At 43.0% G+C, this 25,384-nt stretch carries 23 protein-coding genes and 1 tRNA gene; 11 read left to right on the forward strand and 13 right to left on the reverse strand.

The window, feature by feature from the left end; genetic code table 11:
• Positions 1-72: 72 nt before the first annotated feature.
• Positions 73-2,460: a TonB-dependent receptor gene (locus FLA_RS04070; protein WP_084206580.1), complete on the reverse strand. Its 2,388-nt coding sequence runs from the start codon at positions 2,458-2,460 to the stop codon at positions 73-75.
• Between the two features lie 508 nt (positions 2,461-2,968).
• On the opposite strand from FLA_RS04070, the gene FLA_RS04080 reads away from it, so the two are divergent.
• Positions 2,969-4,270 carry a sensor histidine kinase gene (locus tag FLA_RS04080; protein ID WP_076382915.1) on the forward strand — a complete coding sequence of 434 codons (1,302 nt, stop codon included), beginning with the start codon at positions 2,969-2,971 and terminating at the stop codon, positions 4,268-4,270.
• Positions 4,271-4,327: 57 nt separating this feature from the next.
• On the opposite strand, the gene FLA_RS04085 is transcribed toward FLA_RS04080, so the two are convergent.
• The 3 genes from FLA_RS04085 to FLA_RS04095 all read right to left on the reverse strand — a co-directional run bounded on the left by FLA_RS04085 (position 4,328) and on the right by FLA_RS04095 (position 6,634).
• Positions 4,328-4,762: a hypothetical protein gene (locus FLA_RS04085; protein WP_076382913.1), complete on the reverse strand. Its 435-nt coding sequence runs from the start codon at positions 4,760-4,762 to the stop codon at positions 4,328-4,330.
• Positions 4,763-4,991: 229 nt separating this feature from the next.
• Positions 4,992-5,396: a hypothetical protein gene (locus FLA_RS31105; protein WP_148666360.1), complete on the reverse strand. Its 405-nt coding sequence runs from the start codon at positions 5,394-5,396 to the stop codon at positions 4,992-4,994.
• A gap of 539 nt (positions 5,397-5,935) precedes the next feature.
• Entirely contained in the window at positions 5,936-6,634 is a 699-nt protein-coding gene (locus tag FLA_RS04095) for a DUF1826 domain-containing protein (RefSeq protein WP_076382909.1), read from the reverse strand.
• Between the two features lie 419 nt (positions 6,635-7,053).
• Between FLA_RS04095 and FLA_RS04100 the strand changes: the two genes are divergently transcribed.
• From FLA_RS04100 to FLA_RS04110, 3 genes are read left to right on the forward strand one after another with little or no spacing between them, the layout of a single operon-like run.
• Positions 7,054-8,175, forward strand: a complete 1,122-nt coding sequence (locus FLA_RS04100) for a TlpA disulfide reductase family protein (RefSeq protein ID WP_076382907.1) — start codon at positions 7,054-7,056, stop codon at positions 8,173-8,175.
• Positions 8,172-9,836, forward strand: coding sequence for a sensor histidine kinase (locus tag FLA_RS04105; protein ID WP_076382905.1), 1,665 nt, complete (start codon positions 8,172-8,174; stop codon positions 9,834-9,836). The genes FLA_RS04100 and FLA_RS04105 overlap by 4 nt, the downstream gene beginning before the upstream one ends.
• A complete protein-coding gene (locus FLA_RS04110) occupies positions 9,833-10,579 on the forward strand; it encodes a LytR/AlgR family response regulator transcription factor (protein WP_076382903.1) in 747 nt (248 codons plus the stop codon). Before FLA_RS04105 ends, FLA_RS04110 begins: the two co-directional genes overlap by 4 nt.
• 98 nt (positions 10,580-10,677) lie before the next feature.
• Here FLA_RS04110 and FLA_RS04115 read toward each other — a convergent pair.
• Together FLA_RS04115 and FLA_RS04120 are read right to left on the reverse strand one after the other, a co-directional pair.
• Positions 10,678-10,752: transfer RNA gene (locus FLA_RS04115), tRNA-Val, on the reverse strand.
• Between the two features lie 86 nt (positions 10,753-10,838).
• Complete coding sequence (locus tag FLA_RS04120; RefSeq protein ID WP_076382901.1) at positions 10,839-11,852, reverse strand: hypothetical protein; 1,014 nt, start codon at positions 11,850-11,852, stop codon at positions 10,839-10,841.
• 107 nt (positions 11,853-11,959) lie between these two features.
• On the opposite strand from FLA_RS04120, the gene FLA_RS04125 reads away from it, so the two are divergent.
• Both FLA_RS04125 and FLA_RS04130 read left to right on the forward strand, forming a co-directional pair.
• The gene (locus FLA_RS04125) at positions 11,960-12,979 is read left to right on the forward strand and encodes a hypothetical protein (protein ID WP_144264216.1); all 1,020 of its coding nucleotides are present in this window, start codon (positions 11,960-11,962) and stop codon (positions 12,977-12,979) included.
• On the forward strand, positions 12,909-15,203 hold the full coding sequence (locus FLA_RS04130) for a hypothetical protein (RefSeq protein WP_076382897.1): 2,295 nt from the start codon (positions 12,909-12,911) through the stop codon (positions 15,201-15,203). The genes FLA_RS04125 and FLA_RS04130 overlap by 71 nt, the downstream gene beginning before the upstream one ends.
• A 103-nt stretch (positions 15,204-15,306) precedes the next feature.
• Here FLA_RS04130 and FLA_RS04135 read toward each other — a convergent pair whose 3' ends face one another.
• Complete coding sequence (locus FLA_RS04135) at positions 15,307-16,371, reverse strand: NADH:flavin oxidoreductase (RefSeq protein ID WP_076382895.1); 1,065 nt, start codon at positions 16,369-16,371, stop codon at positions 15,307-15,309.
• 135 nt (positions 16,372-16,506) lie between these two features.
• Here FLA_RS04135 and FLA_RS04140 point away from each other — a divergent pair, with 135 nt between their 5' ends.
• Together FLA_RS04140 and FLA_RS04145 are read left to right on the forward strand one after the other, a co-directional pair.
• Positions 16,507-16,872, forward strand: a complete 366-nt coding sequence (locus tag FLA_RS04140) for a winged helix-turn-helix transcriptional regulator (RefSeq protein ID WP_076382893.1) — start codon at positions 16,507-16,509, stop codon at positions 16,870-16,872.
• Positions 16,873-16,910: 38 nt separating this feature from the next.
• Positions 16,911-17,492, forward strand: a complete 582-nt coding sequence (locus tag FLA_RS04145; protein WP_231940454.1) for a porin family protein — start codon at positions 16,911-16,913, stop codon at positions 17,490-17,492.
• Between the two features lie 59 nt (positions 17,493-17,551).
• Here the strand turns inward: FLA_RS04145 and FLA_RS04150 are convergent, their stop codons facing one another.
• The 3 genes from FLA_RS04150 to FLA_RS04160 all read right to left on the reverse strand — a co-directional run bounded on the left by FLA_RS04150 (position 17,552) and on the right by FLA_RS04160 (position 19,792).
• Entirely contained in the window at positions 17,552-18,391 is an 840-nt protein-coding gene (locus FLA_RS04150; RefSeq protein WP_076382889.1) for an oxidoreductase, read from the reverse strand.
• A gap of 79 nt (positions 18,392-18,470) precedes the next feature.
• Positions 18,471-19,412 (reverse strand): AraC family transcriptional regulator, encoded by a 942-nt coding sequence (locus FLA_RS04155; protein ID WP_076382887.1) that lies wholly within the window; start codon positions 19,410-19,412, stop codon positions 18,471-18,473.
• 32 nt (positions 19,413-19,444) lie between these two features.
• A complete protein-coding gene (locus tag FLA_RS04160) occupies positions 19,445-19,792 on the reverse strand; it encodes a winged helix-turn-helix transcriptional regulator (protein WP_076382885.1) in 348 nt (115 codons plus the stop codon).
• Between the two features lie 100 nt (positions 19,793-19,892).
• Between FLA_RS04160 and FLA_RS04165 the strand changes: the two genes are divergently transcribed.
• The 3 genes from FLA_RS04165 to FLA_RS04175 all read left to right on the forward strand — a co-directional run bounded on the left by FLA_RS04165 (position 19,893) and on the right by FLA_RS04175 (position 22,440).
• Complete coding sequence (locus FLA_RS04165) at positions 19,893-20,909, forward strand: zinc-dependent alcohol dehydrogenase family protein (RefSeq protein WP_076382976.1); 1,017 nt, start codon at positions 19,893-19,895, stop codon at positions 20,907-20,909.
• 758 nt (positions 20,910-21,667) lie between these two features.
• Positions 21,668-21,931, forward strand: coding sequence for a helix-turn-helix domain-containing protein (locus FLA_RS32010; RefSeq protein ID WP_076382883.1), 264 nt, complete (start codon positions 21,668-21,670; stop codon positions 21,929-21,931).
• 38 nt (positions 21,932-21,969) lie between these two features.
• Positions 21,970-22,440, forward strand: a complete 471-nt coding sequence (locus FLA_RS04175) for a hypothetical protein (protein ID WP_096510726.1) — start codon at positions 21,970-21,972, stop codon at positions 22,438-22,440.
• On the opposite strand, the gene FLA_RS04180 is transcribed toward FLA_RS04175, so the two are convergent.
• From FLA_RS04180 to FLA_RS04190, 3 genes are read right to left on the reverse strand one after another with little or no spacing between them, the layout of a single operon-like run.
• The gene (locus FLA_RS04180) at positions 22,430-23,248 is read right to left on the reverse strand and encodes a polysaccharide deacetylase family protein (RefSeq protein ID WP_076382879.1); all 819 of its coding nucleotides are present in this window, start codon (positions 23,246-23,248) and stop codon (positions 22,430-22,432) included. The genes FLA_RS04175 and FLA_RS04180 overlap by 11 nt on opposite strands.
• Positions 23,211-24,176: a glycosyltransferase family 2 protein gene (locus FLA_RS04185; protein ID WP_076382877.1), complete on the reverse strand. Its 966-nt coding sequence runs from the start codon at positions 24,174-24,176 to the stop codon at positions 23,211-23,213. Before FLA_RS04185 ends, FLA_RS04180 begins: the two co-directional genes overlap by 38 nt.
• Positions 24,173-25,354, reverse strand: a complete 1,182-nt coding sequence (locus FLA_RS04190; protein ID WP_076382875.1) for a glycosyltransferase family 87 protein — start codon at positions 25,352-25,354, stop codon at positions 24,173-24,175. Before FLA_RS04190 ends, FLA_RS04185 begins: the two co-directional genes overlap by 4 nt.
• Positions 25,355-25,384: the final 30 nt, after the last annotated feature.

Raw genomic sequence — 25,384 nt, forward strand, 5'->3', positions numbered from 1 at the left:
ACACGGGAATGAGATATAAAAAGCAAAGCCGGGCAATTCAGCCCGGCTTTGGTATCCTTAGAAAAAAACAAATTAAAATTTAACGGTTAAATTACCTGTTGCCCTTAATGGGTTTTGGGCTGCCAGACGATACGACCAGTATTTTTCGTTGGTGAGGTTATCTATCTTTAAACCAATGCGAAAGCCGGGTTTGTCGTAAAACACACCCGCATCCAGCACAGTATAAGAAGGAATGCTAAAGGAGAAGGCTGAGGTAGAGCCTACGGTATTGGTTTGTGTTTGATAATATTCACTGGCATAAATGCCGCCAAAACCAATGCCTAAACCTTTTACGGCACCTTTGGTGATACGGTAGCTGATCCACAGGTTACCTACTTTGGGGGGACCGGCAGTAGTAGGACGCAAGCCGTCTACATCCGGTTTGGCTTTGGTATACTTGCTGTTGTTATAAGTATAACCGGCTACAATGTTCAATCCGGGAAGAGGGTTGGCTATTACTTCGGCTTCGTAGCCTTTGCTCAATTGCGTACCATCCTGTACCTGGAAGGTGGCATGGTCAACATCGTCGCGCGTCATATTGGTTACAGAAATATTGTAGTAGCTTAAAGTAGCTGATATTTTATTCAGATCCAGCTTTACACCACCTTCCCACTGATTGGCTTCTGTAGGCTTGAAAGTATTGCCGGAAAAGTCAGATCCGGAAACGTTGTTAAAGCCATTCATATAGTTTCCAAATACAGATACTTTGTTTTTAATCACCTGGTATACCATGCCCAGTTTAGGCGACAATGCTGTTTGATTATAATTGCCTGCAGTGGAATCAATGTAAGCATAATAAGTGCCTAGGTTGGTATATCTGTCAACACGAAGACTGGCCATTACCAGCAATCTGTCAGTAAGGTTCAGTACGTCTGATACATAGGCGCTGTAGGTGTTTTCCCTGTTGGCCGCAAAGTTGGTAAAGGTGGCATTGGCAAATAATGGAGAAACTTTTTCTACTGTAAAGTTATTATAGGCTGTGCCGGGCTTTTTAAAGTTGAGGGCGGGCATGTTCACTGTTGCATCGTTACGGGTAGAGCGCAGGCTATAGAAATCCAGACCTGCTACTATGCGGTTTCTCAGTGTACCTATTTTAAAATCTCCGATAAAATTTTGTTGTATGTCAGTACCATAGTACGGATATTCCTGATTGGTAACTGCCTGACGCAAGGTAGAGTCGGTAAGTACTGTTAAGGCTACAACGTAACCATCTGAAGAAGAGCGCGTACGGGATACTATGGTTTGAGAGGTCCAGCTTTCAGACAATTTATATTTGGCCTGTGCAAAGATGTTGTATTGCTGGCTGCTGTAATTAATGGTGTTGTTGGCAAAAGAAAGTTTATAAGGAATACCTAACTCCTCAATGCTTCTGGCGGTTCCTTTGGTATAAGGCGCCAGGCGGGTAGGAGAAGTGGATTTGTTCCAGCTCATTTCTACATCCAGCAACAGTGTTAACCGGTCGTTTACTGTATAAGAGAAGCTGGGTGCTATAAAAAAGTTTCTGTTAAAGCCGGCATCCTGGAAGCTTTTTTCGCTGTGCAGGGCTGAGTTTATGCGTAATAAAGCGGTTTTGTTTTTATTAATAGGGGCGTTAATGTCCATAGTCAGGCGGTTTAAATCCCAACTGCCACCTGAATAAGAAACTTCTCCTTTAAAGGTATCAAAAGGCTTTTTGGTTACACGGTTGAACAGGCCACCGAAAGAAGAAAGGGTGCTGCCAAACAGTGTGGCAGAGGGGCCTTTGATCACTTCTATGCGCTCGAGGTTGGCAGGGTCTATAGTGGTGTAAGTAAAGCTGCCTACGCCATTGCGTACCAGTTGCGGAGTAGGGAAACCGCGGGAAATAAAGGTGGTGCGGCCCTGGTTACGTATCTCTGCAATACCGGCGCCGGGAACGTTTTTAAAAGCGCTGTTGTAATCAGTGATCAGCTGCTCTTTCATCAGTTCTTTACTTACCACGGTATATACCTGTGGGTTTTCCATGTTGGTAAGCGACATTTTAGAAACGTCGGGACTCTCTTTCCGCGCAAAACGGTTGCCACCACTGCTAATCACTATTTCCTCCAGTTTCTGGGAAGTATAGGTGAGTGTTATGGATGTAACTGTTTTCTGGCCCTCTGTCACCTTTACTTCTATTATAACTGGCTCAAGGCCTACTAAAAAAGCTTGCAGGTGATAAGTGCCGGCTTTTACATTTTTAAAAGTAAACTCACCGCTTTCGTTGGCGATGGTGGTTTTACCTGTTTCCTGGATAGTTACCGATACGCCGGCAGCAGGCTCACCATTACTGGTAATAATAGTACCGGTAATCGCAATGGTTTTGTCTTCTGTTTCTCTGGCCGAAAATGCAGGGGTATGGCACATGAGCAGTAGCAGCAATGTGGCAATAAAGCACCATTGCTTTTGGAATAGATGGTTCATAAAATGGGTAATGATTTGTTCTCTGGCGCAAATGTGAGTACTTCCTGTGGCGGTGTGTTAACGAAACTGGGAAAATGAGAAAGAAAGGATAAAGTTTTCCCGAAATCGAAAAGCCGGATTTCTGTAGTAATTCCCTCTATAATGCTGTTAATTTGCACGATTAAAAAAACGGAACTGCTTTTGAAAATGCCAATATCTGAAAAACTACCCCGGAAAATCTGGTTTTTGTGGCTGCAAGAGATGTCCGATGCTCCCTTGATAGTAATTGCCCCTTTATATAAATTGATGTGGAAATATCATCCACCAGCACTTGGTGAAGGTGCTATTCTTATATTATTTACTGAAAAGTAGTGTGCGTAAAAGTGAACTGCACGCTGGGTAACTAACCGGGGGCAATAGGGGAGTCGGTATCTTTACTTGTATTAGTGGCGTGGATAAAAATGAACAATGTTTGGGGGATAGAGGATATATTTGACATTGCGTTTTATATCCGGACCCATTTTATGTAATGACAAGTGCCATATCCTCAGCCGTAAACACGCTTTGGCAAAAAGCCATTGGCAGCCCTGAACAATTTTCGCTGGAAAGCAGAATCTTTCATTCTTTTTCCATGTTTGCTTTTTGCATCTTGGGCTTTGAAACACTTTTTAACCTGTTATTGCATCTTACTCCCTCCATATTTATCACTGCTTCGGTATTGACCATTCAAATAGCCTTGTATTATGTAAGCAGGGTAAAAGGGCGCCTGCAACTGGCAGTACTGGTGTCTATTATCGAAATCAACATTCTTACCTGTCTGAATTATAAGTATGAATCCGGCATTACGGGGCATGCACTGCTGTTGTTTGCCACCTCATTGTTTATGATTCTTTGTGTTGCTAAAAAACTGTACTGGAAAATAGGACTGGCTGTGAATGTTCTGATTGTTGGCAGCTTGATATTGTGGGAGTATTACCATCCGGGAAGTATTGTTCCTTATAATAGCAGGTTGAATATGGTGCTGAGTAATGGAATCGCTTATGTTGCGCTGGCAATATTGTTATATGCAGGCTTTTCCTATATTCTGGGCAGTTATAACCATCAGCGCCAACTAACAGAAAAGAAAGCACAGGAGTTTAAACAGCTGAATGCAGAAAAAGACAAATTGCTGTCTATCATCTCACACGATATAAGGGGGCCACTGAGTGCTATACAACAATATTTCGGTATACTCAGCGAAACTGAAATGGGCCAGCCCGAGCGTGAAGCGCTGGAAGAGCATTTACAGCAAACCATTGCCAATACCCAGGAGTTGGTAACGAATGTGCTTAGCTGGACCAGGAGCCAATTGAAGGGGCATAGGGTGGCATTACACCGTTTGGAACTGGCGCGTGAGTTGCAAAAAACAATAGCACTAAGCCGGTTATTAGCACAACGCAAAGGTATACAGCTGGAGGTGGTTATAGATAGCCGGATTGTGGTAACTGCGGATACAGATATGCTGCAACTGGTAATACGTAACTTGTTGAATAATGCAGTTAAATTTTCCAATGCGGGTACGCAGGTAACCTTGCAAGGCAGCGTTGGCAAGAAAGGGCTTTGTACTATTTCTATTAAAGACGATGGTATTGGTATTGCTGCCGATAAGCAACAGTATATTTTTACGCTGAATGTAAAATCTACCTATGGCACTTCTAATGAAAAGGGGAGTGGGATTGGTTTAGCCTTGTGCCGCGAGTTTATGCAATTGCAAAACGGGGATATTTTCTTTACCAGCACACAAGGAAAAGGAAGTGTTTTTTATGTGACGTTGCCTGGTGAACCTATATAAAAAGCCTTCCATCCCTGGAAGGCTTTACTCATTTTAAGTAGTAGATATAAAAACGTATTATCTGGCTGATTTGCGGAATAGGGATATTTTTCCGTTTAAACTCACCTGTGTAATTACCTTCTGCTCGTTGTTCACCAGTGATACAAAGTAAGACGTGCCTGTGGCGTTATGCTCCATTTCAATTACTTCGGTTACGGTGTAGCCGCTGTAATTGTTTTCAATATTGCTAATAGCAAGTGCAGGCAGGTTTTGATAGCTGATAACTTTGCTGATAGCCACTTGTTCGCCTTCTTCATTGTAAAAAGCTTCCATTTGAGTGCTGTCCAGTACAAAGTGTACACAAAGCAGGTCGCCAACGGTTTTGTAATGTATCTTTTTTGCTTCTGGATAGCTAGCTTTAAACAGGTCTAATGTTTTTTCGTTGTTGCCAGCTGCTAAAGCCATAGAAGTCATTGAAATAAAGGCAATTGCGGCGATGATAAACTTTTTCATAATTGTATTTTTTAATGTGTTTAAGTACTTGTTGTTAATTATTACATCACAAACGTAGGTACTATGCAACACATAGTACTTGCTTATTACTTTGAACGGCTGTTTTTCCTGATAAACGGCGTTAAAAGTTCTTTTTTGCAGTCTATTTTGTCCTGTGAACGGTTGCGGGATGTGTTGAGTGGGGGATTTTGGGTATGGGGGAGAGTATCATGAGTAAAATGCCCCTCAGCTAATGTTTTTTGGGGGGAATGATGTGTGTGGCGTCTTCCTGTGCCAGATACTTCAGGTAAGAATAGATTTTATGGTGGATAGGAGCAAATTTAAGGCCTTGTCCAATAAGGGTCTGGCTATTTGACTGGATTACAAAGTCTAAAACACCTGGATCATATACGCTGTTCCAGTCGAACTTTTTATTGGCAGGCAGCATTAAAACGAGACTTTTGGTAAGAGTATCCAGTAGTTTTTTGTATTGGTTGTCGCTCAATTTGTGATATGTCCATACCGGTGGCTCCTGATTGGTATAAAAGCCACCATTTGCTTCTTTTAATATTCTATCTGCTGTAACAATATATCGTTGTGATCCCCAGGTGCCAAAATAGCCCATTCTTAACAGCTGGAAGTTCTGTAATGGCACAATCCGTTTGTTGATATTCACAAAATTCAGAGTGTCATAGCCTTTTATCGTTTTTCCTGATTGAAAGAGCGGTTGTATTATATATAATGAATCAGGTGTGTTTAATAATATTTTGCATGCGATTTTAGGTATGGCGGGGCGTGGATTGGAGAGAGGTTGCATAAAAAGTGTATCCTGGATTATGTTATACTTTACGTACAAATCATGTTCGAAAAAACTACAGATAAGTGAAGAATCGGTCATGAATGTTATTTCATCCAGTTTTTGACTTATCAATCTTTTTCCGGTAAAAGGGTTTTGTTGTGCTACTGTAGAAAGGGAAAGGAGGAAGTAGAAAAGCAAACAGGCTGTAAAGGGTTTGATAATATACCTCACAGACATTTTGCAGGTGATTTCTTTAAGTTTGAAAGTGGACGTGAAATTTTCAGGAACAGAGTTCATGGTTGTTAAAAAATATCAGGCAAAATATAAAAATAATGTTTGCTGCCTTTATACCTGCTTGTGTAATTTCTTTGTTTTTTTCATCTAAATTGTTATCTCTAACAGATCATCAATAATCTACTTTGTCCGGGCTTTTCCTTTGGTGCACGGTGAATACAAGGTGGAACCTTACTTTCAGGATGATCAATTGCCAACCTCCATAGGTGACCAATACCTAAGCTTGTAGGGTGTGCATTAGGAGTAGCCTGATAGTGCAGATCAAAGAAATGTTCACTTAAGAAAGAATCAAAACCTTCCTCTGCTCCATGATATAATTTTCTGAGTTCATCGCGTATTTCAGGAATCAATATTTTCTGTTGAACTTGTGAATTGGGCAGTATTTCGCTCGACTCGCCATAGTAAGTGCATAAAAAGGTGTCAGTAGGTATAGGGGAGCGATCTACATGAAAAGAATAAACATCGGTTGGAAAAAACGGATAATTCTCGTCCCGGTCGTAGTGGTTGATCACATTCAGGGTGGGAGATGCTCCATGTGTTTTTAGTGCCTGCAAGTCGTTTATAAGAATTTCACGGGCAAGTTGTCCTTGTTCACTTAACTGAAGTGCATAAAGTTCTTCCTGTTCAATTGTAGTGATATTTCCGCTTAACGCTACCTTTTTAACAATCTCAGAAAAATCGCCTGTTAGTTTACGGGTCCAGCAAATGGCATTGACCATTCCATTATAGGGTGTAGAAACCAGGTCATGGAAATTTGTTACACAGTGAACCTGATTCTCTGAATGGGATAAATCTATCATAATAGTTCCTGTAAATGTAAGATCATTTGACAATGAAGAGTGTCTTGATCCATAAGCCACCCTAGGGGAGGTTCGGAAAAAATAAAAAAGCCTTAACATTTCTGTTAAAGCTTTTTCTGTGGAGAGGAGCGGGGAAATGTCGAACTTTTTGGAGGATTTTGAGGAAATATGTAATAAGTTGAATGCTTAGGTTGATGATACTTATGTTTATATGTTCTTATCACCCCAATAATTGGGCGGGCTGAACTTGGAGTTTGGCTTTATTCCAATGTTTTAACCCTAAGCATAATTATATGGAGACTTTAGACACATTCAATGGGATTGTACTATAGCCCTGATTCAAACCCGGAAGAACCATTCTCAAACATGCCCGGTACGCTCCGCAGATTTGCAACAATTTACAGGAAACAGATAATTATATGAAATGTTGTCTTATTGGTTTCCTGTGTATCCTGTATTTCAGCCAAACCCAGGCACAGGGTAAGTTTGTTGTAGAAGGAGAAATAGCTGCTGTATACAATGGGAAGTATATGTATTTATGGGGAATTGATTTTTCGAAAATGAACCCGGAAATTCATGACTCTGCGTTGATTAAAAATGGGAAGTTTAGATTTTCCGGTACTATTAATACTCCAGCCCTGCTGGCCTCTTTATATCTGAAAGATGTAAAGCATTTTTTTACGCAGTTGTATGTTGAGCCTAAGGTTGTAAGGTTGAAGGCTATACCCCGGAACGGAAATGGAACTCCGGCCACTGCACAAATAGATAAAAGCAAAGTAAACAGCCAGTATAAAGAATGGAGAGAAAAAAACGACAGTGCTAAAAACGAAGTATTCAGGCTGTACCCGTTAATTGATTCGCTGGAAAAAGCAGGGGCAGATTCACTGGTTGTAAGAGCTTTGCAGGAAAGACTAGCCGGTTTAAAGGAGGTGTTGCTGAAGAAAGAAATTGACTTTGTACGCACGCATCCCAAGGCATATCTCTCGCTATATTGGCTTTCATATGAAATGTCTGGTTCTTTATCTTCCCGGCCAGCACTACTGAACGGGCTTTTTGATTCTTTAAACCCGGCATTGCAGCAGCTGCCTGAGGGTATTGCCCTTAAAAAGGCGATCGGGTATGCTACAGGCATTCAGCCCGGAAAAAAGTTGCCTGCATTTTCGATACCTGACAGCACTGGCACCTGGTATTCATTGGATAGCTTTAAAGGGAAATATATACTGCTCGATTTCTGGGCATCCTGGTGTAAGCCCTGTATTGAAAAAATGCCGGAACTAAAAGAGTTATATAGTAGTTACCACCATAAGGGATTGGATATTGTAGGCATTTCTATGGACTATGACCGGAAAAGCTGGCTGAAGAGTTTGCAACTTCATCAGTTGCCATGGGTTCAGTTATCTCAATTGAAAGGTTGGGCCAGCCCCATTGCCGGGGAATTGAATATAACCTATCTTCCGCAAACTATTCTGGTAGATAGCAACCGCAATATAGTAGCAATAGACCCGATACTTCCGGCTAAACTTAAAGAACTATTACCATGAGCATTTATTTAGTACCTGGGCGGAGTGGTATGGTGGTATTGTTGCTGCTGCTTGCCTGCGGGTTGAGGGCGCAGCTGTATAATCCGCAGAAGATTTCATGCCACTACATCCTGGGTGAATTGCATCTCACCATTTCAAACAACTTTCTGGCAGGTAAGCATCTCAGTTCGCAGGATAAAATTTCAACCCCGTATCACGAATATGCGCTGGAGTGTTATGGCAGCCTTACTACAATTAGTATATTACAAAAAGACAGGTATACGCAACTTAAGCAACATGCAGGCACTTTCTTTTTTGATAGCTCCCTGCCTGCGCAGGTGCAACAGAACCTGAAAGAACTGTTTGTACGTATTGAAAGAAACGATACCCTGCTACGGGAAGGGCTGTTAAGCAAACATGCATTGCCATTTATAGATACCTCAGTGTATCGCAATGATAATAAGCCGGTAGCGCCCAGTCTTCAATTGGTAAATGATAGTTTGCAGGTGGGAGATGTACTTTCTGTCAGGTTGTATGATGGTACCGGAAAACCGGTTATAGCTTTCAGGATAAGACGAAAATGGGCATATACACAGCCGTATCTGTGTGCTTTTCGTAATGATTCTACTGGTAATACAATGCACTTTATTCATCAGGAGCTTTTCCGTACAGAAGATTGGGTTAAAAATCATTCATATGCGGACTGGCCGGCTCCAGGGCTGGAATTAAACAACCGTGAGTTTAAAGCAGGTTCAAACCTTACGTGTCATTTCCGGCCGGAATCGGGAAAGGGGGATTCTTTATATCTTTTTCGTCTTATCAGCCCCGGGCAGGCCGCTCCGCAATGGACAAAAACGGATGGAAAAATTATTATACCTGCTCTGGCACACAATACACAATACCAGCTGGAAGTAAAGTATGCCGACAGGGCTGGTAATGTTTCTGTTTATAGCTTTTATACACCAGCCCATTGGTATCAAACCCTGTGGTTTGTTTTATCAGCCGGTTTTATATTTTTTACTGCTGTTGTGGTTACCTGGCTGCTGTATATAGCTGGCCGTAATAAAAGGCGCTTACGGCAGCAGAAGCTGGAAATGCAGGTTGTATATTCCCAAATGAATCCTCATTTCGTTTTTAATGCTATGAGTTCTATACAAGGTCTTATAAATGATGGTAAGATAGAGAAAGCCAACATATATCTTACCGGTTTTGCAGGGCTGCTTCGTGCAGGTATACTTCATGCGCGGAAAGAGTGGATTCCGGTGACCAGCGAAATGAAATCAGTAGAAAGTTATATAGCTCTGGAAGCGCTCCGTTTCAATTTTAAATATTCTATATGGGTTGCGCCTGATATTGCAGATAGTATAATGTTGCCTCCGTTATTGTCGCAGCCACTTATTGAAAATGCTGTTAAACATGGATTGGCAGGCCTTGGAGAAGCTGGTATGCTCGGTATATCAGTAAGTGTGGAGGGAAGGGATATTGTATTTTTAATAAATGATAACGGGCCAGGTTTCCATATAGCCCCGGGCACTAAAGGGCAGGGGATAGCTTTGACAAATGACAGGATTGCCTTATTTAACAGCATCTATCATCCGCTCAGCATTAGTCTTGTATTTAATAAACGCGCGGAAATTGGTACAGCTTGCATTATACGTTATAAAAACTGGTTAGAGGTATGATTACAGCAGTGATAATTGATGATGAACAAAATAATATAGTCAATTTACAACGACTGCTGGAGAAATATTGCCCGGAGGTGAAGGTAGTTGGTATAGCGGCAGATGCCAATACCGGAATAGCGACTATTGCATCTGTGAATCCTGATCTTGTATTTCTGGATATACGGATGCCTGGTAAAGATGGCTTTGAGATGCTCCGGGATATTAAAGAAGTATTTTTTGAGATTGTTTTTGTTACTGCATTTGATGAGTATGGTATACAGGCAATAAAGCGTGCAGCGATGGACTATCTGCTAAAGCCGGTTGATATTGGTGAACTAAAGCTGGCTGTAGAGAAATCGGTTGTGCGTATGCAGCAGAAAAAAGAAAACAGGCAGTTGCAATATTTGCAGGCTATTCTACAGCAGGGCTTTCAGCAGGCCGAACATCGGATTGCATTACCAGGTGTTAAACAAACCCGCTTTGTGTTTACCCGCGATATTGTGCGGTGTGAAAGCGCCAATAGTTATACGCATTTTTATATGCAGGACGGCGAAAAGATTACAGTATCTGTACCGTTGATTGAATATGAAGACATGCTGGGTGGATTTGGCTTTATTCGCTGTCATCAGTCTCATCTTATTAATAAGCGTTACGTAAAAAGCATAGGTAAGGACGAAGGTGGTTATATTTTGATGTTGAACGGCGATCAGGTTCCGCTATCTCGTCAAAAGCGGGATTATGTGAAGAAGAAAATCTTGTAAAAGCAATGCCTGGAAAGTTTTGGTTTTGTTCCATCATTTTTGACAAAAAAATGAAATGGCGGAAAATAAAAAAGCCTCAACATTTGTTGAGGCTTTTGTGGGAGCACACGGGCTCGAACCGCGGACCCTCTGCTTGTAAGGCAGATGCTCTAAACCAACTGAGCTATGCTCCCTTTACATTCCGTTGACGCTGAATGCGTTCGGGTTGCAAATATAGGATTCGTTTTATTACTGCCAAATTCTTTTTGAAAAAATCTTATCAGGTGTATTGCTTGTCTTCCCAATACTCATTGTCACATTCCAGCAGGGTGGCTATATCTTTTCGTATAGTGGCCCATGTACTTTCTTCCGCATTGGTAAGCTTGCCTATGTAAGCGGTATTGTCATACGTTTTGCCTGCGCCATAGTAAATGCCGCAATCGATAGGGCTGTCGCGGAAGAAATAACCTCTGAAGCGCAGCACACTGTTGCTTTGTAAGGGCAGTATGTGGCAAAGCTTCTTATTGGCAAAGCCTACTTTGTTATGTTCTTTATCGCGCCATACAATAAAGCTGTTGTCATTAGTGAGTAACTGTGCAATGCAGTCAGGTGTATTTTTCAGTGTGCTTTTATCTATGTAGGTACCGCCGGTAGTAAAAGTGCCTTCCTGTATGGTGTATTGCAGCAGTGGATGCAGCGTAAGACTTTGCTGGTAGTCATCGGAAAGAAAGGCGCTTAAGTCGGGCTGTTGCTCTACTTCCAGCCAGCAGTCTTTGCGAAACTTGTTCGATTGGTCGGGTTTCCAGATGCTTATCTTAACAGATATCTTTTGCTGCTGCCATTGGCAGGAAGCGGATGCGTATTCGCTGGTATCGTTTTCAAATATGCTGTCGGGATCGCCCCACAAATTTATAAAATGTGTTTTTATCTGCTGATAAGTATCCCATCCTGGTGAAGCAAAACGTACTTCCGCTGTAAGGCGTGAAACGGGCCAGTGTGGGTTAAATACATTAGGACTTTCCCATGATGGGGTGGCTATGGTAACCTCGGGTATAATGATGCCGAATAGTTGAACCGGCTTTTTAATAAAGTAATGCAAGCCTTTGAAGTTGGGATTAGGAAAATCAATCGGCTGCTTTTTTACATAAGGCTGTTTTTCCAGCTCTTCAAAAGTGGCCCAGGGAAACAATTGTTCGGGATTATCCAGGCGAATAGCTTCCTGTAACCGGGTATCGTTGTCAGTGTAATCTGCTGCAAGTGTGGCGGGAGCCTGTTTCTTCTTAAAAAAGAACATAAGTTGAATCTAGTATAAGGGTATATAATATAGCTAATGTAAGGAGAAATGGAAATATATACTAGCAGCTGCAACGAAGGTTGTTAATTTAGTGGCAGATTTATGCTATGAGGTACAGATGGGTAATACTTTGTTGGGGGATAGGAATGCTGGCCGCGTGTAAAAAAAATCACACAGCTACAGGCGCATTTTATTACTGGAAAAGCAGTTATCAATTGGATAGTGTGCAGCAGGAGGCGTTGCAACAGGCAGCGGGCAACCGGTTATACCTGCACTTTTTTGATATAGGCTGGATAGATGCACAGCACCGGGCTGTTCCGCAGGCGGTGGTGCAGTTTACACAAACCGCAAGCCACCTGAACATTACACCTGTTGTATACATTACCAATAAAGTGTTTGAAAACATAGCAGACAGCGCTATTGATAGCCTGGCCCGCAATACCTGGCAGCTGGTGTATGGTATGTGCCGGCGGGAAAGTATTACCTGGAAAACGTTACAAACCGATTGTGACTGGACGTTAAACACCCGCGATAAGTATTTCACTTTCCTGCGGGTGTTAAAGCGTTATAGTCATAAACAGCTGGAAGCTACTATCCGGTTACACCAGGTAAAGTACAAAGAGCGCACCGGCGTACCTCCCGTAGATAAGGGGATATTGATGTATTACAATATGGGTAGCCTGGATGCCAATATTGATCATCCCAGCTCTATTTATAACGAAGCAGATGCTGCTAAGTATATTGCAAGTGTGCCGCGCTATCCGTTACAGCTGGATGTGGCGTTGCCTGTGTTTAGCTGGGCGGTGCATATACGCAATGGTCGTGTTATTCAACTATACAGCAAAACCAGGCGCAGCCGTTTACAGCATACCGGCGACTTTGAGCAAACGGGTCGTAATGTGTTCCGTGCTACGCATAGCTTTTTTATGGGCGGTACCTATGTAAAGGAAAACGATATTTTTAAACTGGAGGAAACAGGCAGGAAAATTGCTGAGAAAGCAGCACATCAGCTGGCGGCAGTGCTGCCTATGAATCATCAACGAACAATAGTGTATTATGAGCTTTCTACATTCGACCCGGAAGAGTATCAAACAAAAGATTTCATTAGGCTTTCTGATTGCTTTTAGTGGTGGCGCGTTGCTGGTATCAGGCATTGTATGGGCCTGTGCCGGTGGTTGGGAAGAAGACTATTCTGTATTTAGCCCGGAGTATTTTGTGGATTCGGGTTATTCCCCCTTCTTCTACGATAGTTATAATGCTTATTACGCAGATAGCTATGAGGAGAGAGAAACGAAGACGGATAACAACGCCCGCTATAATCATCAACTGATTAAAGAATGGAACGGTTACCTGGAAGGGAAGATGCCGGAAGACGCGCTTGATTTTTTACTTACCCGTGCATCGCGTAATGCCGTAGATTCAGTAGGTAAAAAACTCAATGGTAAGCTACAGGCATTACCTGCCGGCTATCCCGACTTTAACCAGGTGAAGGCAGATAAGAAAAAACTACAGGCTTTTATCAACTACCTGTTAATAGCTAAGGACTGCGAAAGCTTTGCGGTACGTGAAGTATGGTGCGATTGGCAGGATAAGCCTGTGATACAGGTAGATGCAGCATTGGAGCAGGTGTTAGCTAACGCTTTACAGCAATCTAAAGATGACTTTATTCGTCAGCGCCTGTTGTTTCAATTGATCCGTTTTTATTATTTCCAGGAAAAGGCAGGAGGTAGTCAAACTGCTACTGCAAAAAATAGCACTACCAATAGCAAGCTGATGAATCTGTATCGGCAATATGAAAAGAGCTTCCCCCATAATCTCATCTATTACCGCACTCTTGGATATGTAGCGGGGTATTACTATGCACATGGCAACTATGCGCTCAGTAATTATTTATACAGCCTGGGATATAGCTATTCTACTGAAATGAGAATTCCAAGCAAATGGAGTTTTCATCCACAAGAAGAGGCAGACTGGAAACAGACACTGCAACTGGCCACTACGCCTGAAGAGAAAATCACGCTCTGGCATATGCTGGGTATGGAGAATGATCCGGGAAGGGGCATACTGGAAATTATAGCCCTCGATCCACAATCAGAAAAAGCAGATCTGTTATTAAGCAGGCTTATCAATAGCAGGGAAGCAAGCAGTGATACTTCCGTTGCCGATCTGGCTATTATAGATGGGGTGGCCCGTGCCGGTAAAACAGCAAAACCTTATTTCTGGAACCTGGGTGCAGGTTACCTGCATTTTCTACATAAAGATTATGCAAAGGCCAGGGCTTTTTATGCCGAAGCGAATAAGCAGCTGCCTGCCGGCAATAAGTATATTGCTGCACAGTATAAGTTGTTAACGATATTGTTGCTGATTGATCAGTATCCTAAGCTGGATGCTAATGCAGAAACTACATTGGTAGAACCATTGAACTGGCTGGCCGATTTGCGCGATCAGAAAGATACCGTGAATAAGTTGCGCTTTGCTAATGCACTTACGCATGTATCAGAAGCTTTGTCGGTAAAGTATACGAAACAAAAGGATAAGGTAAAAGCTGTTTGCTTTAGCAATAACTCTGGTTTTTACGCAGCTCCGGTGAATGTAACTGCTTTATTGCAGTTGCTGAATAAAACAGATAAATCGGCTTTTGAAAATGCTATGTTGCGTTACTACCCTTTAAAAGCTGACGATCTGTATTACCACCAGGCTACGGTGGCGACCTTTCGCGAACAATTAGATCAGGCTATTGAGCTGATGAAGAAAGCAGGGGATAAGGGTGGTTTTACGTTACCGGGTAATCCCTTCAATGGCCGCATTAATGACTGTCACGACTGCGACCATGAAGCGCTGCAAAAAACAAAGTACACTTCACTCAGTTTTCTGGAAACCATGAAGAAAATGAAAGAAGATATAGCGGCAGGCAAGGATGTGTATAGCAATGCGCTGCTGTTGGGCAATGCTTATTATAATATTACCCATTATGGCAATGCGCGTGCTTTTTCTGAGTCGCCTATTATATCGGCGGGCTGCTGTACGGAATATATTGATAGTAGTTATCGCTTCATGCTTACTTCCTGTGCCAGTGCTGAAAAATATTACCAACTGGCATCGCAAAATGCTACCAATAACGAACAGCGTGCAAAATGTGCTTTCCTCTCGGCTAAGTGCGAAAGGAATAGATTTTATAACTGGATGTATACGCAGCCAGAGTCGGCCAAGGGTACGTATGATCATCCAACACTACCGCCGGCCGGAAAATACTTTGCATTATTAAACAGTACTTACAGTAATACTGCTTATTACAAAGAAGCATTGAAAGAATGTGGTTATTTTCAGGATTATGTATATAGTACCAAATAGGCTGTGAGATAAGGTATTAGTAAGCTTCCATGCTTTTGCATTTTATACAAATTGGCCCTTGCTTCAACAGGCAAGGGCCAATCATTTTTTATGGCTGCTATTACTAGTAAAGTACACCCATGCTGGCTGGTGAAAAATCAGCCAATTCAGCGGTGCGGCCTTCTTTTACTTTTTTTACCCATTCCGGGTCACTGAGTAAAGCCCTGCCTACTGCTACCAGGTCAAAGTCTTGCCTTTCCAGGCGGCGTATTAATTCAGTCAGGTCTGACTTTTCGGTACCTTCTCCTTTAAATGCCGAAATAAAATCGCCTTTTAACCCAACAGAACCCACGGTAATAGTAGGTTGTCCGGTAAGCTTCTTAGCCCAGCCGGCAAAGTTGAGGTCCGATCCTTCAAACTCGGGTTCCCAGAAACGGCGTTGCGAGCAATGGAAGATATCTACACCCGCTTCTTTCATCGGTAACAGCCATGCTTCCATTTCCTGTGGCGTAAAGGCCAGGCGGCTGGTATAGTCCTGTTGTTTCCATTGCGACAGACGAATGATAATGGTGAAGTCTGCACCTACGGCAGCACGCACTGCTTTAATCACTTCTACTGCAAACCGGCTTCTTTCTCCGATAGTTTTGCCACCATATTCATCTGTGCGGTTATTGGTGGTTTGCCAAAAAAACTGATCTATCAGGTAACCATGTGCGCCATGCAGTTCCAGGCAGTCGAAGCCCAGTTTTTTAGCGGCTGCGGCAGACGCGGCAAATTGCTGAATTGCATCCTGTATATCTGCTACCGACATGTTGTCCGGGCTTTCCATGGGAATACCAGGGTAGGGCGAGTTGGGAATAGGAGTGTTGCCTACATGCCATATTTGTGGCCCCATTTTGCCTTCTTTGGCGTGTACGGCATCAATCACCTGTTTCCAGGCGTTCAGGGCTGTATCGCCATGAAAATCAGGTATATCTTTCATGTTTTTGCTGCCCGGGCGATTGATCACAGTACCCTCCGATAAAATCAATCCCACTTCTGCGCCGGCCCTTCTGGCGTAATAGGCGGCTACCTGTTCGGTAGGAATGCCATCGGGCGATTGTGCCCGGGTCATTGGCGCCATTACTATTCTGTTTTTTAGTTGCAACTGCTTGTACTGAAACGGTTGAAACAATGCTGTTGTGTTCATCTTTACGTGCTTTAAATGTGCGCTGATTGGTAATAGTTACACAAAGTAACTGCCAATGGTTTACTTTTGTAACTATTAAGCAGAAATAGTGGTTACATCCTTGTAACCATCAATAGTAACCTGTATGTAACCAGTATGAAAGAGTGTGATTGGAAAGCTGCCAGTTGTCCATTGTTCAATGCCATGTCGGCGCTGGGTAATAAGTGGAAACCTATTATCATTAGTGTAATAAAAGAACGTCAGCTGCGGTTTGGGCAAATTGCTTCCCGCATACCCATTATCTCCCGCAAAGTTCTCACCGATCAGTTGCGTGAACTGGAAGGGGATGGGCTGATTATCCGTAAAGAATTTAAAGAGCTACCGCCAAGGGTGGAATACTGCCTTACCGAAAAAGGATTGGAGCTGTTGCCTATACTAAGCCTGCTGGAACAATGGGATGAGAAGTATTCGGGCGTGAAGGTGGAGCAGGAAGATATAACCGTTCATCCTAATGCTTTATAATAGGTAAGTACTTTTCTATAATTTGGCATTTCTATATGATGGCAAGAATCGTTTTTCTCAGTGTCTTTATTTTCTTATTCCATACTTTACCGGCACAATACTTCGGCTTCGGCGTCAAAGCTGGAATGAATTATTCCAGTTACAGCAATGGATTGATGGGATATCAACCCAATGTATTCGGGCATGCGGGCAGCATCACTTATTTTGGTATCAACCGTCATTTAGGTATACAGCTGGAGCTGGAATTTGCCAGGCATGGCGGCAAAGTACCGGTAGGAGAATATAAGCTGGATGTAAAGCAAAACTACTTTTCTGTACCGTTGTTGTTGAAATATAAAACACAATCTGGTTTCTTTATCAATGGCGGTCCTCAGTTCAATATCCGTGTGTCGCAATACATCATGAACTATAAGCTGCCATTGGGGTCATCCAGTATAGAGATGTCATTAGCGGGTGGTATTGGTTACCGGATGACACCGGGATGTGGTATTGAAGCCCGGTATATTAAAGGCATCACTAACACGGGGCAATATCTCAAAGACAATGCAAACCTGGTAAACTTTAAAACCAATGTGTTTCAGGTGTCTTTGTTCTGGCTATTGTTGTTTGATAATGATTGATTGCTCAATAAGCATATGTAAACGGCCATCTGTTTTCGAAACAGATGGCCGTTTACTATTTAAAAATCTGTAGACAATGTAACTGCCTTATTCGCTTCTATTCCTGCCTGTAACATTTGTACTTTATAATTAGCAAACTGTAAAGCATCTGAACCTAACAATAAACGAATTGGGGCTTCGCTTTGTGCAGCGGTGTTTATGATGGCCGCAGCTACTTTTTGTGGATCGCCAATCTGGCTACCGGGTATGTCTTCTTTATGTTTGCGTTTTTCTTCTGCAAGGGCGGTGTAGGCTGCTATAGGATTAGCAGGCACAGCCATAGAACCGCTGCTTAAGAAGTTGGTGCGTACATACCCAGGCTCTATGATGGTTACTTTTATACCAAAGGGAGCTACTTCCTGTGCCAGCGCTTCTGATAGGCCTTCTACGGCAAATTTGGTAGCACAATAGATACCCCAGCCGGCACCGGATATTAAGCCAAATACGGAAGATAGGTTGAATATATGCCCACTGTTAGCTGCACGCATATGCGGTAATACAGCACGGGTAACATGCAGCAGGCCAAATACGTTTACATCAAAACTGGTCATTACTTCCTGGTGTGAGGTTTCTTCAATGCCGCCTATTAAGCCAAAGCCAGCGTTGTTTACTAAAAAGTCGATAGCAGAAAACTGTGCTATAGCGGCGTTAACGCCCGCCTGTACACTGGCTTCACTGGTTAAATCCACCTGTAAGGGTAAAAACTGTGCAGATGCAGGGCCAGCAGCTTGTATCAATGTTTGCAGGCTGCGTGCAGTGGCTGCTACGTTAAATCCAGCTGCCAGTAATTGTTGGGTTAATACCAGTCCTATGCCTTGCGATGCGCCTGTGATAAACCATGTTTTTCTTTGCTTTTCCATTTGTCAGTATTTTATACTGCAAAGAAAGAAACAGGTGGGCGGAAGGCATTTATGCGGATAACAGGGATACTTGTGAGTTTCAAAGATGTGCCTGTAAAGCATGCTTTTCGCGAAAAACGGAAGGAGGCATCTGTTCTTTTTTATGAAAGAAAGCCGTAAAGGCCGCTTGTTCGGAAAAGCCCAGTACATAACTGATATTGCGTATGTCCCAGTCTGTTTGTGTTAACAATACCTTGGCTTCATATAACAACCTGTCTTGTATATGCACTCGCAGAGTTTTACCTGTCTGGTTTTTTACCAGCGCGTTCAGGTAGTTAGGGTGTACATGCAGTTGATCGGCAAACTCCTGGGCGGTTTTTACTTTCACTATATCATTGGGGCTTTGTACCTGGAAGGTGGATTCCAGCAGGGATAAAAAGCCGTGTATATAACGGTAGCTTTCGGGCACAGCCACATCGGGCAGGTTTTTGCCGGCGCGTTGTGCTTCCAGCAATATCATCTGCAAATGCAATAGTATAGCCTGTTTTTTATCATCGTGGTGGCTCTCTTCTTCTGCCAGTATGTTTTGAAACAACTGATGAATGGTGGCAGATGTTGCTGCTGTTAACTGAACTACTGCTTTAGATGGCTGAAAGTAAGGGTATTGTTTAAACAGCTGTAACAGGTGTGCCTGTTGTTCAAAATAACGGGGATGTATCAGGCAAAAATGTCCTTCTGTGTCGGTAGAAGTGTTTTGCCACGACATAATTTCGTCCGGGTGCAGAAAAGAGATATCACCAGGGTTCGTGTGATACTGATGCAAGCCTACAGTAAGAATGCCTGTGCCGGATGTAATATGGAAAATTTTATAGAACTGCCTGCGGTTGGGAGATATATAATCGTTCACAGGCGTATGCTTCCGGTCTTTGATGGTAAAAAGGCTGGCATTTACAGGATACTGTTCTACGTTTAAAAATGGCACTTTAAAATGTTCCTGTGTAAATGCTTCTAATGCCAAACGCGGGATAGCTGCTTTTTCCATGTGATAACGATATGGGTAAAGTTAAAGTATACTTACGCAATGCGCATTTTTTCGAGGTGTGGCTGATACATACGACCCCATTTTTCCATCATCAACACCACAGGCAATAGTTCCTGTCCAAATGCAGTCAACTGATATTCAGTACGCAAAGGCACTTCAGCGTATACTGTTTTGGTAATGATGGCATGGTCTTCCAGCTCTTTCATTTGCTGTGCCAGCACCCGTTTGCTAATCCCCGACACCATTTTTTGTAACTCTGTTGGACGTTTGGGGCCGTTTTGCAGGTAACATATAATGAAGGGTTTCCATTTGCCTCCCATCACCTCTACGGTTACCTCCAGTGAGCAGTTGTATAAGCGGGGAATTTTTCTGATATACATAATCCATGTTTTAGGTGATTAAATTATCACCAGGTGTTTAATTTACCAGTACTTGACTTTGCCTGTATACTGGTTCAATTTTGCTCTCAAAATTACAGATATGCAAAACAGAATGGTGCAGTTATTACAAACAGGAGTAGATGCGTTAACAGTAACGGAGGGCAAAGTGCCACAGCCAGCGGCCCGTGAAGTGCTGGTGAACATAAAAGCAGTATCGTTGAATTTTTTGGATCTGATGGTGGTAAAGGGCGATTTTCCTACCGGACTGGGGTTTCCTTATACGCCGGGTTGTGATGGGGCAGGTGTGGTGGTAGCAACAGGCAGCGAGGTAACTGACTGGAAATCCGGCGATAGGGTGGCTTTGCAATATGTGCAAAACTGGATTACCGGAAGGGGAATACCCTTGAGCAAAGCCGTGCGTATAGGATGGCAAACGCAAGGGGTAATGGCTGATTATGTGTGCGTGCCGGACTATGGTTTGGTAAAACTACCTGATAGTATATCACTGGAAGAAGCCGCCACTTTGCCGGTGGCAGGCGTTACCGCCTGGGAGGGATTGATGAATATTGCACAACTGCAAATGGGGCAAACAGTGTTGGTACAGGGCACGGGGGGCGTTAGCATGTTTGCTTTACAGCTGGCATTAGCAGCGGGGGCAAAAGTAATTGCTACTACCGGATCGGCAGCCAAAGAACAACGATTGCTGGAAATGGGCGTGCATGCGGTGATCAATTATAAAACACATCCCGAATGGCAGAAGGAAGTATTGCGTTTAACCAATGGGGAAGGGGTGGATGTAACAATGGATATTGCTGGTAAAGACACCATTGTGCGTTCGTTACAAAGTGTAAAGGTAAATGGGTTGGTATGTACTGCCGGTGGTGTTTCCGGATCGGAAATTACATTGGATATCTATGGTGATATGAACCTTAATTTTAAACGTCTGGCCGGTTTTGCTGTGGGGAGTGCGGAATCCTTTAATGCATTATTACAGGCAATGGATATCAATCACATACATCCTGTTATTGATAAAGTATATCCTGTTGGAAAGGTGCAGGAAGCTTTTCGTCAGCTGGAAAGCGGATCGCATTTTGGTAAACTGATGATCGCCTTATAGTAGGGGGAAACGTGCAGGTGCGGTATAGCGCTGCCTTTGTTATGCAAAACGCGGAGCGGGTGGCGTAAAATGTTGTATATCTATAGCATAACATTGTATATCTGCGGTACAATCCTACATATCTGTAGTGCAACGCTGCACATTTGCAGGATTGCTTGTGCAATGCACCCGAAGAAATTGCACATCTTATGCTGCATTTTGTACTAGTGCAAACTTCTGCGTGCAATGTAACGGATGATGTGTGCAATGTTACGCGTCCTCCGTTACATTGCACGCGTGAATAAGAACATCTGCAATATCATGTGTAACATGTTGCGCGAAATATTGCAGATGTTACCGGAAATATTGTAGATGTGTCACAACATTCAGCACTAGTACAAAATGCCGTGTAATACGTAACAAAAGACGCGTAAGATGTTACGTACGATATTGCAGATGTACAGTGCTACACTGTAGATGTACATTGTAGTGCGTGCAATGTACCCGGAGAAATTGCAGAAGTGTCGCGCTATTTTGCACCATTACAGAATGACGCGGCACTTATTATATATCATGCTGTGTTTATACTCCGGTACCCGCCACTTGTGTAAGGCTCAGCATATTACAGGTGTAAAAACGTTACGGCCTCCGTCCATTCCGGCATCAGTTTCTGTAGTGCTGTAAAATCAGGAGAATGTTTTCAGCCAGGTAGCTGGTCTATGATGTGCCGAATAATTCCATTTCCTGTAATTTGTTGACATGAAACTGGCAGCAATAGGTTGTCCCTGGCCTACCTGTTACAAAAAATTCATATTGCGGTAACATACCTCAGTGAGTACTTCAAAAGAAACACCGGCGAAGGCTTTCAGTATTTTGTATTGCAGTCCAGGCTTAGGATTGCGGCGGGCCGTGCCCTAAATACCGCTGCTCCCATGCAACAGATTGCAGCTGAGCGGGGCTTTACTAAGAGTAGTGATTTAAACAGGATGCTGAAAAAACATTACGGTAAAAGCAGGAGTGTGCTAAGAAAAAACGGTCATTGAACAGGGTTGTATGTAAATTGGGCAAATTTCTCTCTCACATGAAAGCAGCCCCTAAACTTAGCGAACTACCACTGGTAGATTTGCGTTATTCCCTCGAAAAAGTCTCGTTACCGGGTCATTTGTATGAGTTTATCAGCTACCACTGCTATGCAGAGGTTACTTATGTGCGGGAGGCATGGTACAATCCTTTTACAGTACAATGCCGGGTACCTAAGTTGCTGATAACAAACCCCGAAGCTTATGAACCGGATGAAACCGGTGAGTACGTGATGTTACGCACGGAAATTACCGGAGAAATCAAACAGCAGGAAACTATACAGATTCTCCCCTTTTCTGTGCGCATTACTGGTGACAATGTGGATGCAGTAATAGCAGAAGCCATTACCCTTTTTATTGCTACTGAAAACGCCCGCCATGAAACCGACTTTGTAATAGGACACACTTTTGTTATAAAATCTTCCCACGCGGCATCCGGTGTTCGTTTGCGCGAAGTGTTATTTAACAGGTAGTTGTTTCGGCTGGTGCGTGTTGTAAAATCACTTGTTGTATAGCCGGCAAATTGCAGGTAGTAATAAACTCTCCATGCGGTAACAGGTCTTTGATCAGGCGCAGTAATCTTTCGCATAAAATATCGCCGCTCCAGCGTTTGGCATAACCGGGAATGCGATATGGACTAATGTCGGTAAACTCCCAGGGATGCACGTACAGGTTTATATATCCATCGTGCCTGAGTGTTTGCAGCGTTAGATTTTTAAACAGGCTGTAAGGCATGTTTTTAAACGCCAGCCAGAATAATGGAATGCGTAACCGGGGCGATACACTGGCGGGTAAACGTAATACGCCTTCCTGTGTATACACTGTGCGGGATAAATGGAGGTTGTTATAACGTCCAGGTATCCAGGTGGGATTGATAGAAGAATCGTACAGGTAGCCTGCCGCTTTAATATCTCTCATTTCCACCGGGCGCATGCGGGGCATACGTAAGCCGTATACCGGTTGGCCGGTGATACTTTCCAGTGTCTCCTTGCTTTGGCGCAGGTGGGCTACTTCAAAATCGGTGTGATAATAAGTATGAGAAGCTATTTCGTGTTTTTGAGATAATGCTTTTATCTCGGCCGGATACTGATTGGCAAAGTTTGCAGTTGTATAAAATGTGGCAGCCACCCGCGCTGCATTCATCAGCTGCGTAGTAATCTGTAACCCTTTATAGCCTATTTCCATTTGTTCCTGCACCGGTATGTTGTGCGCATACTCCAGGGGCATATCAAACTCTTCCGCATCAAAACTTAACAGAATGAAGTTGTTTGGCTTCTTCATGTAGTATATTGGATTCTTTAACAAGATAAACAGGCCTGTTCTTTATTTGAGTAAACAGTTTGCCCAGATATAATCCTATCACACCCAGTATCATTAACTGTATACCTCCAAAAAAGGCAATAGTTACTATAATAGAGGCCCATCCTGGGGTAACATGGCCGCTGTAATAGCTATAAATAGCGTAAGGCACATATAGTACAGACAGTAAGGATATAATCAGTCCCGGGTAAATAGCTACGTATAATGGTTTCACCGAAAAAGAGGTGATGCCTTGTAAGGCAAAGCGAACCATTTTTTTGAGAGTATATTTAGATGCTCCGGAAAAGCGGCGTTCAGGCACGTATTCCACAGCGGTTTGATTAAACCCCGCCCATTTTACCAGCCCGCGAAAAAACAGATCGGCTTCGGTAAACTCACGCAGCACTTTTACTACCTTTTTACTTACCAGCCTGAAGTCGGCACTGCCACTTTCTATTTTTACTTCTGAAAGAGAGTTGATCACCCGGTAAAACATGCCGGAGCTAAGCCTTTTAAAGCTGCTTAAAGTAGGATCTTCCTGGCGAAGGGTGTATACCACATCATAGCCTTCTTCCCACTTGTTAAGCAACACGGGGATTAAATCCGGTGGATGCTGCATATCGCCGTCCATAGAGATAACACAATCTCCATACGCTGCATCCAGCCCGGCTTTCAAGGCTGCCTGGTGACCAAAATTGCGGGAAAATGAAATGAAACGGATGTTGTCGTTTAGCAGGCATTGCATTTTAATGACGGCAACCGTATCATCTGTGCTGCCATCATCTACAAACAACAGGTTGTAGTCGTATGGCAGATCGGAAAACTGCTTATCAATGGCGGCAATTAATACCGGCACGTTATTCTGTTCGTTATGAACAGGTACTACAATGGAAACTAAAGGAGTTGTCATTTAGCAAGAGTTTCAGTTGTATACTTTTTAAAGCCCACTTCATATAGCAAAATCAGCCACACCATAAAACAGGGTAGTGCTTTTAAAGCATAAGCACGTATAAAGTGTTGTATGGGAGGGGGCATCAGATCAGTGGGAGATAAGATGCTCATAAAGAAAACCAGTACCAGCATGGCCACCAGCCATTTACTTTTTTGTTCCTGGATCACATACCAGAACAATACACCGGAAATGGCAATGATATAAGTGGTGGATTCGGCCGAGGAACTGAATATGACTATGGAAATCAGCGCCAATGCCAGGTAACGTATTCTAAAGCCTTCAAATTTATATTGCGAAAAGCGTAGTAGTGGCAGGCCATACAGTATTGCAGCAGGCGCCAGTATCATAATATCTGTGATGCTTTCTTTTTGCAGCACACGCCTTAATATACCAATCACAGATATATCCTGCTGGCCAAAAAGAACCGACTGGTGGGCATTTATGCTGTCTTTTGCCATCAGGCTGTGCAGCCAGTCAAAATGACTTTGTACAATAAACGATGGTGAGGAAATAAGCATAGGCAGGCAAAATAGTACCACCAGCCACATCAGGAAGTATAAGATGAACTTTACTTTATCGCGACTGAACAGGAAGAAGGTAAGCCCTGCAATGCCATACAATTTACACAGAAAGCCAAGTGCAATAAAAAAGGTAGCCCACAGGGTTTTATTCCTTTCTACCATTACATAGGAAAGGATAAGCCATCCTGCTACCATGGGATTGAATTGCACCTGGTGCGTGGACGACATCAGCTCAATAGCACCTACCAAAAATATAAAAAGCAGGTTTTTTTCATTAAACTGTAACATGCGAATGGCTATGTACAACACGGTTGCATTGGTCATTGCCCATAGTATTGCGCCTAACCAGTTAGGTAGCACTGCAAAAGGAGCAATCACTAAACTGAACACCGGCCCGTAGTGGTTGCTATCAATATAAGAGTCGGGGTATTCCAGGTAAAGGTTTTGCTGTTGTAGGGTATGAACAAATACATATTTAAAGATGATGTAGTTGTTAAAAGAGTTTCTGGATAGTTCCAGTATCACGGCCAGTAAGGCCAGGAAAAACCATAACAAAACAGGAAAAGGCAGTTTATACTTTTTGCCTATAGGCACATCAGCAAACAAAAAATTCATACTATCGGGGGTTAAATGAAGGGGATTACT

The sequence above is a fragment of the Filimonas lacunae genome (genome assembly GCF_002355595.1).
GTDB classification, from domain to species: Bacteria; Bacteroidota; Bacteroidia; order Chitinophagales; family Chitinophagaceae; genus Filimonas; species Filimonas lacunae.